This window comes from Sorangium sp. So ce362 (assembly GCF_051519845.1).
In the GTDB taxonomy this organism is placed as follows: Bacteria; Myxococcota_A; Polyangia; order Polyangiales; family Polyangiaceae; genus Sorangium.
In genome coordinates, this window is sequence record NZ_CP150332.1 from 9142809 (window position 1) to 9157692 (window position 14884).

Genomic DNA, 14884 nt, shown 5'->3' on the forward strand with positions numbered 1-14884 from the left:
TCTCACGGCTCCAGGGTCGCGTAGGCCGCCGTCCACGCCCGCTTCCCGTCCGGCCGCGTGATCCGCGCCCGCACGTAGCGCTCCCCTCCGCGGAGCCGGTACGTCGCCCTCCCTGCCAGCGGCTGCTGCCGCTCCAGCACGCGCCCGCCCCGCCCGACGAACTCGACCTCCACGCCCGTGGCCACCGGCCACACCGAGAACGCATCGTCGGCGACCTTGATCCTCCGCAGCCGCGCGCCCGACGACGCGTAGAGCCGTCCCCGGGCGAGCGCGCTGCAGATCGCGGCGCGCGACACCTCGCGCGAGAACACCTCGATGAACCCCCGGCCCGGCCCCGCCGGCGGCGCGTTCGACCCGGCCACGAGCTGGTGCATGTCGTCCACCGCGACCCCGACGATCCCCCCTCCGGCGAAGCCGCGCGCCGTCAGCACCGTGTCCCACAGCGCCTCGTGGGACGGCCGCGTCGCGTCGCCCGCCGTGTACACGTACGGGTGCCCGCTGTGGATCTCCAGCAGCTCCGCCGCGGGCGCCCCCAGGAGGTCGCCGGCCGAGAGCACCCAGTCGAAATTCGGATGGTTGATGAGCGCCACGCCGCCCTCCGCCCGCACCCGCCGGATCGCCCAGCTCAGCGCCTCGCCCTTGGTCGGGAAATCGCCGCCGCCGATCGTCGCCCGCGTGCAGAGCGCGTTCACGTGCACAGGCCGCCCCTCGGCCGACATCGTGACCTCCTCGCCCGGGATGACGGTGAAGCGCGACGGCGCCTGGAGCTCCTCGAAGCTCGCAGGATCGACGCGCCGGTTGTGGTCCGTGAGGGCCACGAACGCATACCCGTTGTCGCGGTACCAGCGGACGACCTCGCGCGGCTCGCTGTCCCCGTCGCTCAGCGACGTGTGCGTGTGGAGGTTGCCGCGCTGGAACACCTGCACGTCGAGCGCCTTCTCGAACCGCAGGCGACCCGGCGGCCCGTCCGGCAGAGCGGCCGAGTCGGAGTCGGAGGCGGACGAGGCGCGCACCTTCCAGCAGGCGAACGCGAGGACCGCCGCTGCGCCGATAAACAGGAGAGCTCTCGAGCGTCCGCGCGTCCTCATATGGATGACCAGGACAACAGTATACAGAATGCATCTGCCGCCACCAATCCAATGCGGCGCCTCCGCTCGTCGGCTCTCCGGCGCGCCCCTCCCCCGTCGGCCCCTCTCCTACCCAACGTCGCGGCGCCCTCGCGCCCGGCTGCCTACGTCCTACGCGCCGCGCCCCTGACGCCGCGCGCCGCTCACCATGACGGCCGCTCAGCCGCCGTCGCCGTCCTTCCCGAGCCAGCCCTTGCGGCGGTAGTACGTGAGCAGCCCGATGACGCTCGTCAGCATCAGGCACCAGACGAGCGGATAGCCGTAGTACCAGTCGAGCTCCGGCATGTTGAACGGCGAGCTCTCGTGGTGGAAATTCATCCCGTAGATGCCCGCGATCGCGGTGACCGGGAGGAAGATCGTCGAGATGATCGTGAGCACCTTCATGATCTCGTTCATCCGGTTCGACATCCCGGAGAGGTGGAGATCCATCAGGCCCGAGCTCAGCTCGCGGTAGGTCTCGATCATGTCCATCAGCTGCACCGCGTGATCGTACGTGTCGCGCAGGTGGAGCCGCGTGTCCTTCGTGATCATCGGGTTGTCCTCGCGGATCAGCGCGTTCACGAGGTCGCGCTGCGGCCAGATGGCGCGCCGCAGCGTGAGCAGATCCCGCTTCAGGTCGTGGATCGGCTTCGACATCGTGCGCTTCGGGTTCAGGACCTCGATCTCCAGGTCCTCGATGCGCTCGCCGAGCCGCTCGAGCACCGGGAAGAACCCGTCGACCACCGCGTCGAGCAGCGCGTACGCCAGGTAGTCGGCGCCCCGCTGCCGCACCACGCTGCGGCCGACGCGGATGCGCTCGCGCACGGCGTCCATCGCGTCCCAGTCGGCCTCTTCCTGGACGGTCAGGACGAAGGTCTTGCCGACGAGGATCGCGAGCTGCTCGGTGCGCAGCTCGCAGCGCTCGGTCACCTGCGCCATCCGCGAGATGATGAGGACGTGCTCGCCCCCGAAGACGTCCGCCTTGGGCCGCTGGGGCACGTTGACCATGTCCTCCAGCGCGAGCGGGTGGATGTGGAAGATCTCGCCCAGCCGCTCGAAGGTGGCCTTGTGTCCGAGCCCTCGGACATCGACCCACGTGATGGAGGGCCGGTCGTCCGTGAGGTACGGGATGCACTCGTCGAGGGTCTGGATCTCCTTCTCGGCGACCACCTCGGCGTCGTAGTCGATGACGAAGATCTTCGGCCGCCGCGTGTCCTCGATGACGAGCGTTCCGGGCGGCGACGCCGGCGGCGGCTCGTGCCCGAGCCGATCGCGCCTGGGCCGCAGCGTCCGGTCGAGGTCGGCCCGCTCCTGGGTCCACGAGGTGCGCATCGGCGGCTCGCTGCTGCGCCGCGATTCAGGGGGTAGCGTGGTACTCGTCACGGGGGTGGGATGGTAGACGAAGATCCCCCGGCAGCGAGGGCGCACTGGCGCTCGCTCCGCGGCGCCGCGTGGCGTATGCTGATCGGGCCGCGGAGGGGAACGGGCGCTCGCGGGGCCACCTCGTCCTCCTCGTCCTGCCGGCCGGGGGAGCGCCGCGGGGGCGCGCCGGTCTGCGCCTCGCGCCCTTGCCCTTCTGGATGCCCATGGGAACGACCCTCGACATCGCGATCGGCCTCGTCAGCGTCTTCTTCCTGCTCAGCGTCCTCTGCTCGGCCATCTACGAGGCGCTCGCCGGCGTCTTCCGGCTGCGCGCCCTCAACCTCGCGCAGAGCATCGAGATCATGCTGGCCGATCGCGCCCTCGACCCGCACGTGCTCCGGTCCCTCGCGGCCCACGATGCCGCCGCGCACGGGGCCACCGCCCCGCGCGAGCCTGTCACGACGCGCTTGATCCGCCACGCGGCCGAGCTCGTGCGCGTCCGGCTGATGCCGGGGCCGCCCCCGAGCCCGCTCGCGGCGGCGCTCCGGCAGCACCCGCTGATCAAGGATCTCAAGTACGGCTGGGTGGGGCCGTCCTACATCCCCTCGCACGTCTTCGTGGCCGCGCTCATCGACACCCTGCGGCACATCGAGTGGCACAACGGCGACGCGCCGTCGCTGCCGAAGGCCGGCGCCGCCGCGCCGTCGCTCCCGCAGGCCGGCGCCGCCGCGCTGGCGCCCCTGCTGGCGAGCGCCGCCGTCGCCCCCACCGCGACCCCTTCGCCTGCTCCGGCAGGCGACGCCGCGCCCTCGTCCCCGGCGAGCGCCGCTGAGCCTTCCCCCGCGCCCGCCGGCGCCGCGCCCCCGTCCGCCGACGCCGCCGCTCCCCCGCCCGCCGGCGCCGCGGCGCCTCCGCCGGGCGGCGGGGCCGCGCTGCCGAGCTGCGACGAGGCGCCCCTCGACGCGCTGAAGGGCCTCATCGGGCGGATGCCCGGGGAGAGCGATCTCCGGCGCGCCCTCGCCACGATCGTCGACGGCACGGTCCGGGACATGCGCGAGGCCAACATCCGGCTGGAGCGCTGGTTCAACGACGCCATGGAGCGGGCCGCCGGGCGGTACAAGCGCCGCACGCAGCTCCTCATCAGCGCGACGGCGCTCGTCCTGTGCATCGGGTTCAACGCCGACAGCATCAAGCTCGCGAGCGCCCTCTCGCGCGACGCCGTGGTCCGCGCCGCCATGATCGCGGCGGCGCAGGAGATGGCGAAATCGCCGCCCCGCGCCGCCCCGCACACCGGCGGCATGGACAAGGACGAGGACATCATGGCCGCGCTCGCCCAGGGTGGAGGCGCGCACTCCCAGCTCACCGGGCTCGATCTCAAGATCACCTGGGGCGTGCAGGCCCCCGAGCAGACGAGCACCCCGGGGCTCTGGAAAGCGCTCTCGGCGATCCTCGGCCAGGGCCTTGTCGCCTGGATCCGCGGGGTGCTCGACCGGCTGCTGAGCCCCGGCATCCTCATCACCGCGGCCGCCGCCTCCCTCGGCGCGCCGTTCTGGTTCGACCTGCTCAACAAGCTCGTGAACCTCAGGACCGTCGGCAAGAGCCCTGAGCCCTACGAGCCCCCCAAGGGCGCCGGACCGGACAGCAGCGTGAACCGCTGACCGGCGCGCGCAGCGCCCCGCAGAGCAGCGAAGCGTCCATCGGCACGAAGCTCGGACGAGCGAGGACGCTGCCACCGCGTCAGGCACGCCAGGAGAAGGGGCGGTCGCGCTCATGACACTGGTGCGCGACGTGGCGGGCGACCGGAGCTCGCTGTGGATAGCGGTCGTGGTGGCGGCCGCCGTCGTAGGTCTTCCTTACGTCGTAGGTCTTCCTTACGGGTACGTCGTCGGCCTCGTCGCGGGAACGCTGATCGCCTGGGGGGTGCGTCGGGACTGGGTGAAGACGCCTGCCGTCGCCGTGGCCGAGCCTGCGCGGCTGACGGAGGTGACCGGCGAGCAGCTCTCTTGACGAGGCTGCCGTCCGCGGGTAAGACGTGGCCTAGAATTTGCGAAGGCGGTGGAGTCCGCCGACAACCGCGGTCGTTCGCGACCGCCAATGACTCCTACGATGCCGCCCACGAGGGCGCCGTAGGAGCTCACGTGAGCCCCTCCGGCGCAAAGCCAGGAGAGAAGCCACGTGACCCACGACTCCGACAGCACCCAGCCCCTCAGCGTCCTGCGCATCTACCTGCGTCGCCGGAGCTCGGCGCCCGGGCGCGGCTTCTGGGGGCGGCGGTTCGAGCGCTCCCTCTCCTGCGATCTCGCCGAGCGCGCCATCAAGGCCGGGGTCACCTGCGCCACCGTGACGTTGGGGCATTCCGGCTTCGTGCCCGGAGCCACGCGCATCGTCGCAGACGTCTCCGAGATTCCGCCGACGACCCTGCCGACCTGCGTCGAGCTCGTCGCCCCGGTCGCGGCGCTCGAGGCCTTCGTTGACGCCAACCGCGGCGAGCTTGCCGACGCAGTGCTCCTGCGGCTCGACGGCATCGGCGTCTCTCTGCGCGGGGTGCCGGCGTGACGAAACGCGACCGATTCGCGGTCCTCGGGCAGTGGCTCCTCCTCGGCTCGCTCGTTGGCGTGCTGTGCGGCGCTGCGTCCGCGCTCTTTCTCTGGCTGCTCGAACGGGCGACGGAGCTCCGGACGGGCCACGAGGCGATCGTCTATACGCTGCCCGTCGCAGGTCTGATCATCGGCTGGATCTACGAGCGCTTCGGGCAGTCGATCAAGGCGGGCAACAACCTCGTCATCGACACCATTCACGACGAAGGTCCCGAGATTCCGCTGCGGATGGCGCCGATGGTGCTCGTCGGCACGGTGCTCACGCACGTCTTCGGCGGCAGCGCGGGCCGTGAAGGCACCGCGGTCCAGATGGGCGCGAGCATCACCGACTGGGTCTCGCACCGCCTGCGCGTGAGCAAGCCCGTGCGTCGGCAGCTCCTCGCAGCAGGCGTCGCCGGTGGATTCGGCTCGGTCTTCGGAACGCCCGTCGCCGGAGCCGTGTTCGGGCTCGAGTTCATCGTGCTCGGGCGCATCGAGTACGATGCCCTCGTTCCCGCGCTCGTCGCCTCGCTCATCGGCGACATGACGACCCGCGCGCTCGGCATCGGGCACACGCATTACCCCGCGGCTTCGCACCTCCCGCTGACGCCGCTCCTGCTCCTCAAGTGGCTCGCCTTCGCCGCGGCCGTCGCCGTCGTCACGACGGTCTTCATCGAGCTGACCCACTTCATCAAGAAGCGTGGCGAGAGGCATATTCCGCGGATGCCCGCGCGGATGTTCCTGGGTGGCCTGGTCGTGGTGGGCCTCTGGAAGCTCGTCGGCACCAGCGACTACCTCGGCCTCGGTGTTCCGATGATCGTCCGCTCATTCGAGGACCCGAACCTCCCGGTCTACGCGTTCGCGCTGAAGCTGATCTTCACGGCCGTGACGCTCGGCGCCGGCTTCCTCGGGGGCGAGGTCACGCCGCTGTTCTTCGTCGGGGCCGCCCTCGGGAGCGCGCTCGCGCGCCTGCTCGGGATCCCCGTCGAGCTGGGGGCTGGCGTCGGACTCGCTGCGGTCTTCGCCGCGTCATCGAACACGCCCCTCGCGCTGTCGATCATGGCGATGGAGCTGCTCGGCGCTCCCGTCTTTCCTCACGTGGTCATCGTCTGCGTCCTCGCGTACCTGCTCGCCGGGCACCGCAGCATCTACCCGGCGCAGCGCCTCCTGAACGGCAAGGGAGGCGAGAGGCTCTCAAGACCGACTGCTCTGCGGGAGCTACTGCCAGCCCCCCAACCACCGCCAAAAGGCGACCGGCCCGGAGGAGGCTGATGCCCTCTGCCCTCGACGCGACGGAGGTCCTGCTTCCCGAAGATGTGCACGAAACGACTCACCTGTCATGAACGCTCTTGTCGCGCATTGAGACGAGAGAATAGTTGCACGAAGATCACCGAGCCGGGCTCGCCGCCGGGCGTGCCGCGTTCGGTCGTCTTCTGCTTCTGCCAGCGCGCGAGCTCCTCGACGAAGATGCGACCCGCCGATGTGCCCGCGCGCGCTCGTTTATCCCTGGCATGCCCTTCGCAGCGCAATTCCGCGCCCGACGGATCGCGTCGTGTGGAGGTGGCACATGCACACCAGGATCGGCTTGGCCATGGTCGCGCTCATCGGAGCGCCGGCCTGCGGCACGGCGGACGAAGTGACCGAGGCACGGGCGGACCGCGGCGACGTGGAGGGCGCCGAGATGCCGGCGGCGAGCTTCTACGTCGGGCTCGACCGAGCGACGACGGCCGAGAGCGCGATCCCGCAGATCCTCGAAGCCGGGCGGCCCGAGCTCGCCGCTGCGTGCGCCGACAGCCCCGACGCGATGATCCGCATCTTCAACCCGTTCGACCCCGGCGCCTTCGCTGACGTGCCCTGCGCCTCGATGCTCTGCGATGGCGAGCGCAGCGCCGCGCCGGCCTCGGAGGAGAGCGGCGAGCCGATTGCGGTGGCTCAGCAGCCGTGGAGCCCGATCGGCCTGGGGTGCGGGATCTTCATGTTCGGGGTGACGATGGCCGCGACCTCCGTGCTGTGCCCCAGGGCAAGGGATCCTCGGGATGCACAGCGCTGCTCCAACTACTCGGGCACCGCCCTCGGCACCTTGGGTGTCCTTTGCGCCCTCATCTGAGCCATGGGTAGAACCCTGAGAACCATCGGCATCCTGGCCTCGGGTGTGGCCATCGTCGCCGCGGCGTGGCTCGGCGCGCCGGTTCCCCCGGGGCCACTCTCGCCTGTGGGCTGGCTCCGCGCCGGCCTGCCGCTCTATCTGTACGTATTCGCGCAGTGCTGGCTAAGCGAGGGTCGGGCACGCGAGCGGCGCGCCCGTGGTGAGCCGGACGAGGACTAGCCTCCCGACGCGGCGAGCGCGGCTCCCGACGAGCCGGCGGACTGCGCGCGCTCCAGGGAGCGGCGCGGCACGCCAGAGGGGATCACGAAAGACAGAACCGCGCGGGCCACCAAGGCGGGCTGGGGCTCGGGGATGCGCGGGGCACGAAAAGGCCCAAGAACGAGGGCGCCGCTGGCATGGGGTCTAGCTGCGGGCAGAGGTTGGCCAACCGCTCGGCGCGGACGTCGTCGCCCGCCCACGCCGATGGGCTCGGTACCGCGGTCGAGATGGCAGCGGCCGGGGTGCGGCCGCCGGTCAGCGGTTCACGCTGCTGTCCGGTCCGGCGCCCTTCGGGGGCTCGTAGGGCTCAGGGCTCTTGCCGACGGTCCTGAGGTTCACGAGCTTGTTGAGCAGGTCGAACCAGAACGGCGCGCCGAGGGAGGCGGCGGCCGCGGTGATGAGGATGCCAGGGCTCAGCAGCCGGTCGAGCACCCCGCGGATCCAGGCGACAAGGCCCTGGCCGAGGATCGCCGAGAGCGCTTTCCAGAGACCCGGGGTGCTCGTCTGCTCGGGGGCCTGCACACGCAACCGCGGCGCTCGCCAGCAGGGGCAACGGCGCGGCGGCGCCGGCCTGCGGGAGCAACGGCGCGGCGGCGCCGGCCTGCGAGAGCAACGGCGCGGCGGCGCCGGCCTTCGGCAGCGACGGCGCGTCGCCGGTGTGCCACTCGATGTGCCGCAGGGTGTCGAGGAGCGCGGCCACGAAGGTGTGCGAGGACGAGCACGAGACCCAGCCCGAGGCGGCGGAGGCGGCTGATCCCGAGTCAGCGGAGGCGATCGACCCCGACGCGGCGGAGGTGGTTGGAACCGCGCAGCAAGCGGCGTATGAAAGCTCATGGGAGTGCTTGCCGTGGAGTGATTTCCCGCCACCCCTGCCGGGCGTCCGCGGCCCTTCCCGCCACCCCTGCCGGGCGTCCACAGCCCTCCCCGCCACCCCTGCCGGGCGTCCGCAGCCCTTCACGCCACCCCTGCCGGGCGTCCACAGCCCTTCCCGCCACCCCTGCCGGGCGTCCACAGCCCTCCCCGCCACCCCTGCCGGGCGTCCGCAGCCCTTCCCGCCACCCCTGCCGGGCGTCCACAGCCCTTCCCGCCACCCCTGCCGGGCGTCCACAGCCCTTCCCGCCACCCCTGCCGGGCGTCCACAGCCCTTCACGCCACGCCATCGCACCGGCCGCCCTGTCTCCGTCCACCCCCTCCGTGGCGCTCTTCATTCCCCGGGTCGCTGCACCAGACCCGACGCCGCCCCCCGCGCTCCGCGGGCGCACCCCCCGCCCCTCACCGCTCGCCGCGGTCGAGCCACGCGCGCGCGTCCTTCTCCAGCAGCGGATCCCCGAGCCGCACCGACAGCTCCAGCAGGTCCTCGTACTCGCGCCGCGCCAGCGCGTCGTTGCGCGCGTTCTTCAGCAGCATCGCCGCCGCCCAGCGGCCCTGCAGCACGTCGCGCCAGTAGCCCTGCTCCTCCGCCTGCGCGGTGAGCTCCTTCAGCCGCTCGCGCGCGTCCCCCACCCCCTCCACCCCGTCGAGGTACGCGAGGAACATCCGGTTCGAGGCCGCCACCCGGTCGTACCCCGCCTCGTCGGCCCGCTCCAGCGACTCCGCGAACAGCGCCCGCGCCCGCGCGAGATCGCCCTGCCGGACGCACGCATAGCCCAGGTTGTGCAGGTTCATGACCCCGTCGAAGCGGAGCCCCAGCGACCGATCCAGCTCGAGCGCGCGCTCGCACGCCCGCACCGCGGCCCGGAAATCCCCCGCGTAGAGCTCGACCATCGCGAGCAGCTTCGCCCGCACGGCCTCCACGCCCAGGTCCCCCGACGCCGAGGCGGCCTCCGAGCGCGACAGCGCCTCCATCGCGCCGGCCCGATCGCCCGACGTGGCCCGCGCCAGGGCGACCGACAGGAGCCCCCGCAGATCCTCGATCGGCCCGAGCGCGTCGAGGTCGAGCGCCGCGCGCCGCGCGCGCGCGAACTGCCCCTGCAGGCACGAGACCTCCACGTCCACCATCAGCGCCTCGCGCAGGAGCTCGCGGCGCCCGACCGCCATCTCGACAACGTCGTCGAGCAGGTCGTGCGACAGCCGGAACAGGTTCGTCGCCCCGAGCGCGCGCGCGAGCTCGATGCGCGCCCTCACCCGGAGCTCGAGCGACGCGCCCGCGTCCACGCGCGTCAGGATGCGGTCCGAGACCGCCGAGAGCGACGGCGCGCGCCGCCCGTGGCCGACCGCCCTCGAGAGGACCGCCACCCACCCGCCGAGCTCGCCCGGGTCGCGCCGCGCGACGTCCACCAGCTCGAACGCCCGCGTCATCGCGGCGATCGCCTCGTCGAACTGGCCCACGCGCGCGCGGACCCCCGCCGCGCGCGCGAGGTGCCCCGCCGCGCCGTCGGCGTTCCCGAGCGCGAGCGCCTCCTCCGCCGCGCGGCCGAGGTGCCGGTCGACCAGCGCGAGCGCCGCCGGATCGTCCCCGCCCACGCGCTCCAGCCACTCGGCCGCGAGCCAGTGGCCGAGCGCCCGATCCGCGTCCGTCAGCATCTCATACGCCGCGTCCCGCACGAGCGCGTGGCGGAACGCGAGCTCCACCTCCCCCCGCAACATCGACTCGGGCCGCGGCTCGAGCAGCTCGCGCTTCTCCAGCGTGAGCAGCCACGACTCCAGCTGCGGCACCTGCCCGCCCCCGCCGAGCAGCGCCTCGAGCCCCCCCCGCCAGAACACCTCGCCCATCACCGCCCCGGCGCGCAGCACCCGCCGCGCCTCGGGCTCGAGCGCCGCGATCCGCGACTGCATCATCGCGAGCACCGTCTCCGGCACCTCCCCCGCCCGCCGCTCCACCGTCGCGCGCACCAGCTCCTCGAGGAAGAACGCGTTGCCCGCCGACCGGTCGATCAGCGCCGCGAGCTCGGCCGCCGGCAGCTCGTCGCCGAGCACCTCCCGCACGACCCGCTCGCACGCGCGGCGCGACAGCTCCCCGAGCCGCATCTCGGTCGCCTCGCGCTCCTCCCACAGGTCCGGGAACGCCTCGCGCACCCCGGGGCGCGCCAGCGCCAGCACCATCAGCGGCTGGTGCCGCAGGAGCCGGAGCGCCGCGTCGATGGTGTCCACCGTGCCGCGATCGCTCCAGTGCACGTCGTCCAGCACGATCAGCACCGGCTGCGCGTCGCTCTCGGCCCGCAGGAGGTCGAGGAACGCCCGCCGCGTCTGCTCCTCCAGGACCGCGCGGTCCTGCCGGGCCGCCCGCAGCGCCGGGCTCTCCGGGAACGGCGCCTCGCAGAGCTCGCCGAGCAGCTCGGTGACCCGCTCCCGCGCGGCGGCGCCGACGTGCCGCGCGACCCGCGCCGCGAGCTTCTCCCGCCGCGCCTCGATCGGCTCGTCGCCGCGCAGGCCCGCCTCCCGCCGCACGAGCTGCGCGAGCAGCCCGAGCGCCGCCCCGCCGCGCATCGGATCGCCGTGCGCGCGCCACACGGCGACCGGCTCGCTGCGCGCCCCGACCCGCCGGATCAGCTCGTCGCCGAGCCGCGACTTGCCGACGCCGGCCCCGGCCGTGATCAGCACGACCCGCGCGACCCCCTCGGTGGCGCACTCGTCGAGCAGGTCCTCGAGCGCCCGGAGCTCCCGCTCGCGCCCCACGCACGGCGTCGCCTTCCCGAGCACCTTGCGCCCGCCGTCCTGGGGCTCGCGCGCGCCGAGCAGCGTGGGGCCCTGGCTGCCCGCGGCGATCTCGAAGCGGTCGCCGAGGAGCGCGGCCGTCATCCGGTCGATGAGCACCGGCCGGCCCGACGACGGATCGTCCGTGGCGTGGCGGACGCGCGCGTCGAGCAGCGCGCCGGCGCGGTCGATGACCTGCCCCACCGCCTGCGTCCCGGCGATGACGTCCCAGCCGGTCGCCAGCGCCACCCACGCCCCGGGCAGGAGCGCGTGGATCGAGAGGGCGCAGCGGGCGGCGTTCCCGGCGAGATCGGTCGGCGAGCCCGCGCCGGCGACGACGGCGGCGACCGAGCCGTCGGCGAGCACCTCCAGGACCGCGCCGTGCGACTGCGCGGCCTGCCGGACCTCGTGGAACGGCGTGGTCGGCGGCGGCGCCGGCCGGGGCTTCACCAGCGGCATCGGCGCGAGCAGGTCCGCGGGCAGCGCCTCCTTGCTGCCGGACACGACGGTGGCGTGGTGGCCCGACAGCATCGTGTCGTCGATCCGCGGCGGCGGGCTGAACAGCCCCTGCGGGCGGCCCGACGGCGGGCCGCGCTTGCCGGCGCTCATCTCGGCCGCGAGGACGACGCTGACGAGCCGCCGCTCGCTCTTCGTCAGCGCGGGGGTCGGCAGGCCGTTGCCTGTCGACGTGTTGCCCTCGACGACGCTCAGCATGCGGAGCTCGGCGGCGACCTCGCCCGCGTCCCCGGGGCGCTCCGCGGGGTTCTTCGCGAGCAGCCGGGTCACGAGCAGATCGAGCGGCGGCGGGATGTTCGGGCAGAAGGTGCTCGGGCGCGGGGCGGCCTCGAAGAGCACCTTGGCGAGGACGGACAGCGGGTGCTGGGCGACGAACGGCGAGCGCCCGGTGAGGCACTCGAACAGGAGGCACCCGATCGAGTAGAGGTCGGCGCGCGCGTCGACGTCGAGATCGCCGCGGACCCGCTCCGGCGCCATGTAAGCGGGCGTGCCGATGGCCGAGCCGGTGAGGGTGAGCTCGTAGGTCGCGTCCGCCTGGCGCGCGATGCCGAAGTCGATGAGCTTCGCGCTCCCGATGTCGCCGCGGGGCAGGAACACGTTGGTCGGCTTGAGATCGCGGTGCACGATGCCGCGCTCGTGGACGGCGGCGAGCGCCTCGGCGACGCGGCCGACGAGCATCAGGCTCGGCTCGATCCCGAGCGGCCCGCGCGACAGCCGCGCGCCGAGGTCCTCGCCCTCGAGCCATTCCATGGCGAGGTAGTAGAGCCCGTCGGCCGTCACGCCGTGGTCGATGTAGCGAGCGACGGCGGGGTGCTCGAGCTCCGCGAGCAGGCGCGCTTCCCGCTGGAAGCGCACGACGTGCTCCCTGCCCTGGTTGAAGATCACCTTGAGCGCCACCGCCTGGCCGCTCTGCCGGTCGACCGCCCGCCACACCGCGCCCATCCCGCCGGAGCCCGCGAGGCGTTCCAGCTGGAAGCGGTTGGCGAGGACGTGACCTGAATGCATGGCGCAAGTATCGGGGTGCTGACCTTCGCGGTCCAGAGCGGCGTCACGCAGCTCTCGCCCTCCCCGTCCGTGGACACCCTTGCTGGATCTCGCGCCAGCGCGCCTGTCGGTCTCGCGTGGGCCCGAGTGGGCCCGGGCGCGACGGCGCGGCGCGCCGCCTGCGCCGCCGCGGCGGGGGCCTCAGCTGGCGAGGCGCTCGATCCGCGCGTCGACCTCTCGCTCGGCGTTCAGCCAGTCTTCAACGGGGTTGTTCCGGAAGCCGGCCCTCTCGGCATATCCGTAGGCCACCTTGGCGATCAGGCGGTGCCGCTCCTCGCGCGACAGGCGCGAGGGCGGAGGCGCGGCCTTCGGGGCCTCGACGCGCGGGCGGCCGGCCGCGCGCGCCGTGGCCGGAGAGGGCCTCTCGACGGCGGCGGGGGCGGAGACCGCGCTCGGCGGCTGCGCCGACGTGGCCGGGGCAGCGAGCGGGCTCGGGACCTTCGTGGTCTTGGTGCGGGCCGGGGTCTTGCGCTTCGAGCTCATCTCGTCGTCTCTCCTTTCGGGTACAGGGGTCGACTAACCCAGGTCCGCGCTCACGCACAAATTTTGAGCACGTAGTTCCTCGTCGGGCAATCCACGTCCTGATGACGCCCGGCGACGCCCGGCGACGCCCTGATGGCGCCCGGCGGCGCCCGGCGATGCCCCGTCGGGATCTCCCTTCCACCAGAACGTGGTTCGCGGTAGAGTGGATGTCGCTGACCGGGTGAGATCATCCGGCATATGTCAGTCATCGTCCCTCGTTGGTCCTCGTCGCGGCTCGTCCGCCATCGTCCATCGTCGTACCGGGTGGCTCATCGCTGGTCGCCGCCTGCGCTGAGGGCAGCACGGTAATGTAGACAACGGCAGACGCGGCGCCCGCCGTCTGCCCTCGAATTATCCACGAATCGAGGAGATGCGATGTGGAAGCAAGCGCAGCCCCTTCCCGGCGCACGGAACACCTCCGCTGGTTCGGCGGCGGGATGACGCGCGTCCTCTGGCTCGAGGATGACAGCGAGGTGCGCGTCGTCGGCGCCTCGGAGCGCTGGGTGCGCGCGATGGAGCGGCTGCGCGAGCTCTCGGGGCACGAGCGCGCGCCGCTGCTCATCGCGGGCGAGCCGGGCACGGGCAAGGAGCTCTGCGCGCGCCTGCTGCACGCGGCGAGCCCGCGGGCGGGCGGGCCGTTCGTGGCGCTGAGCGCGGCGCGGCTGCCGGCCGAGCGCCTGCGGGAGGAGCTCTTCGGCGTGGGAGTGGGGCTGGGGGCGGGGCTGGGGGTGGGGATGGGCGCGGGGGCCGACGGGCGGCATGCGGCGCGCCCGGGGCTGCTCGAGCTGGCCCAGGGGGGCACGCTGTTCCTCGACGAGATCGGCGCGCTCCCGCTCGAGCTCCAGCCGCGGCTGCTGAGTGTGCTCGACGGCGAGCCGTTCTGCAGGAGCGGCGGCGGGGAGGCGCTTGTCGCGGACGTGCGCGTCATCGCTGCCACGAGCCGCGATCTCGCCGCGCGCGTCCTGGACCGCTCGTTCGACGAGGGTCTTCACGGGCGGGTCAGCGCGCTCGGGCTCGTGCTCCCGCCGCTGCGCGAGCGCGACGGCGACGTGCGCCGGCTGGCCGAGCACTTCCTTTCGCGCCAGAGCGTCGCGGCGGGGCTCCCGAGCGGCGGGATCTCCCCGCGCGCGCTCGCGCAGCTCGAGGCGTACCCCTGGCCGGGGAACGTCGGCGAGCTCCGGAGCGTCGTCGAGCGCGCGTTCCTCCTGGCGCACGGCGCGCCGCTCGATCTCGAGCACCTGCCGCCCGAGATCGGCGCGGCGGCCCCGCGGCCGGCCGCACCGCCGCGGTCGGGCCCGCCGGGCGCGCTGCGGCCGTCGCCTCCGGCGCGGGGCAGCGCGTCGCTCGGGGAGGCCGTGCGCCGGCACATCCTCGCGGTCTACGCCGCACAGGGCGGCAACGTGACCCGCACGGCGAGCGCGCTCGGGATCACGCGGGTCTCGCTTCGCCGGCACCTGCGCCAGTACCTCGCCGCGGGCGCGCGCGACAAGGAGCCGCTCAGCAGTCGCTAGATCTGCGGGCTGCTCGGAGCACGTCGGACTACGCACCGCCGGCGCAGGATGGCGCCCGTCGGGCGGTGATGGCTTGGGGTTCTCCACGAACGCCGGCGAGGCGACACGGCTCTGTTGCCGAGGGGCGCATCGGCCGGCCGCTGACGTCCCGATCTCCGGCAAGGTCGCCGCCTCCACCGGCGCGTCGCAACCTGGCGTCGATCGAGTCGCCTGATCGCCCCGCACCCCCGGGTTGACATGTCGGGTTGG

Annotated in this window: 12 protein-coding genes and 1 riboswitch; of the genes, 7 read left to right on the forward strand and 5 right to left on the reverse strand. The window is 73.4% G+C overall.

Annotation, left to right across the window (positions count from 1 at the left end; translation table 11 throughout):
* Positions 1-2: 2 nt before the first annotated feature.
* Both WMF17_RS35185 and corA read right to left on the reverse strand, forming a co-directional pair.
* On the reverse strand, positions 3-1088 hold the full coding sequence (locus WMF17_RS35185) for a PHP domain-containing protein (protein ID WP_437597719.1): 1086 nt from the start codon (positions 1086-1088) through the stop codon (positions 3-5).
* A 198-nt stretch (positions 1089-1286) separates the two neighbouring features.
* A complete protein-coding gene (corA, locus tag WMF17_RS35190; protein ID WP_437597720.1) occupies positions 1287-2489 on the reverse strand; it encodes a magnesium/cobalt transporter CorA in 1203 nt (400 codons plus the stop codon).
* 68 nt (positions 2490-2557) lie between these two features.
* Between corA and WMF17_RS35195 the strand changes: the two genes are divergently transcribed.
* From WMF17_RS35195 to WMF17_RS35220, 6 genes are all read left to right on the forward strand, one after another.
* The gene (locus WMF17_RS35195) at positions 2558-4126 is read left to right on the forward strand and encodes a hypothetical protein (protein WP_437645377.1); all 1569 of its coding nucleotides are present in this window, start codon (positions 2558-2560) and stop codon (positions 4124-4126) included.
* A 112-nt stretch (positions 4127-4238) separates the two neighbouring features.
* A complete protein-coding gene (locus WMF17_RS35200) occupies positions 4239-4475 on the forward strand; it encodes a hypothetical protein (protein ID WP_437645379.1) in 237 nt (78 codons plus the stop codon).
* Positions 4476-4510: 35 nt separating this feature from the next.
* Positions 4511-4579: riboswitch (Fluoride riboswitch) on the forward strand.
* Between the two features lie 64 nt (positions 4580-4643).
* Entirely contained in the window at positions 4644-5024 is a 381-nt protein-coding gene (locus WMF17_RS35205) for a hypothetical protein (RefSeq protein ID WP_437645381.1), read from the forward strand.
* The gene (locus WMF17_RS35210; protein WP_437645383.1) at positions 5021-6316 is read left to right on the forward strand and encodes a chloride channel protein; all 1296 of its coding nucleotides are present in this window, start codon (positions 5021-5023) and stop codon (positions 6314-6316) included. The genes WMF17_RS35205 and WMF17_RS35210 overlap by 4 nt, the downstream gene beginning before the upstream one ends.
* A 295-nt stretch (positions 6317-6611) precedes the next feature.
* Positions 6612-7151: a hypothetical protein gene (locus WMF17_RS35215; protein ID WP_437645385.1), complete on the forward strand. Its 540-nt coding sequence runs from the start codon at positions 6612-6614 to the stop codon at positions 7149-7151.
* Between the two features lie 3 nt (positions 7152-7154).
* Entirely contained in the window at positions 7155-7370 is a 216-nt protein-coding gene (locus WMF17_RS35220) for a hypothetical protein (protein ID WP_437645387.1), read from the forward strand.
* A gap of 294 nt (positions 7371-7664) precedes the next feature.
* On the opposite strand, the gene WMF17_RS35225 is transcribed toward WMF17_RS35220, so the two are convergent.
* From WMF17_RS35225 to WMF17_RS35235, 3 genes are all read right to left on the reverse strand, one after another.
* Positions 7665-7931: a hypothetical protein gene (locus tag WMF17_RS35225; protein ID WP_437645389.1), complete on the reverse strand. Its 267-nt coding sequence runs from the start codon at positions 7929-7931 to the stop codon at positions 7665-7667.
* 750 nt (positions 7932-8681) lie between these two features.
* Complete coding sequence (locus WMF17_RS35230; protein WP_437645391.1) at positions 8682-12563, reverse strand: protein kinase domain-containing protein; 3882 nt, start codon at positions 12561-12563, stop codon at positions 8682-8684.
* A gap of 180 nt (positions 12564-12743) precedes the next feature.
* Positions 12744-13085: a DUF2934 domain-containing protein gene (locus tag WMF17_RS35235; protein WP_437597725.1), complete on the reverse strand. Its 342-nt coding sequence runs from the start codon at positions 13083-13085 to the stop codon at positions 12744-12746.
* A gap of 416 nt (positions 13086-13501) precedes the next feature.
* Between WMF17_RS35235 and WMF17_RS35240 the strand changes: the two genes are divergently transcribed.
* Entirely contained in the window at positions 13502-14635 is a 1134-nt protein-coding gene (locus WMF17_RS35240; RefSeq protein WP_437645392.1) for a sigma 54-interacting transcriptional regulator, read from the forward strand.
* Positions 14636-14884: the final 249 nt, after the last annotated feature.